General features: G+C 62.7%; 1 protein-coding gene and 1 pseudogene. One reads left to right on the forward strand and one right to left on the reverse strand.

Going from position 1 to position 638, the window contains the following annotated elements:
* Positions 1-407: DUF2914 domain-containing protein (locus BZK31_RS28770; RefSeq protein ID WP_157900843.1), on the forward strand; the 407-nt coding region annotated here is incomplete at its 5' end.
* Positions 408-411: 4 nt separating this feature from the next.
* On the opposite strand, the pseudogene BZK31_RS28775 reads toward BZK31_RS28770, so the two are convergent.
* A pseudogene (locus BZK31_RS28775) lies at positions 412-638 on the reverse strand (hypothetical protein); the annotation flags it as partial.

The raw sequence follows: 638 nt of genomic DNA on the forward strand, positions 1-638 counted from the left end.
TGTATGCCTACACCGCGATCAACGCGCCACGCGGCCTCGAAGAGCGGATCTACCACGTGTGGCGTCACAACGGTAAGGAAATGGACCGGATCGCGCTGGATATCCACGGCGGGCGCAAGGAAGGTTATCGCGCCTGGACGCACAAACAGAATTTCCCGCAAGACGTGGTTGGACGCTGGCAGGTGAGGGTGCTGACCGAGGATGGCCAGATGATCGGTGTGCTGCGTTTCGTCGTCACCGACACCAACGAACCGGCCGTCAAACGTCCACCCGGGCGGATCATCAAGCTCAAACCAGGTGGCGATACCGGCGAGACGACCGCGCCGGAAACATCTGAGACTCCAGAAAAGCCCGAAGCCAGTCAGCCGCCGGAACAGGCCCCTGCAGACGCCGCTCCGGCGCAGTGACGCATCAGGTGGCGGTGGCGCCAAAGAACCAGTAGCAGACGAAGATCGCAGCCACCACGCCGGAGAACTCGGCCAGCAGCGCGCAACCCACCGCATGACGAGCGCGCTGAATGCCGACCGCGCCAAAATAGACAGCCAACACGTAGAACGTGGTTTCGGTGCTGCCTTGAATGGTCGCTGCCGCCAGGGCGGCGAAGCTGTCGACGCCCTGAGTCTGCATGGTCTCGATCA

This window comes from Pseudomonas floridensis (assembly GCF_002087235.1).
Classification (GTDB): Bacteria; Pseudomonadota; Gammaproteobacteria; order Pseudomonadales; family Pseudomonadaceae; genus Aquipseudomonas; species Aquipseudomonas floridensis.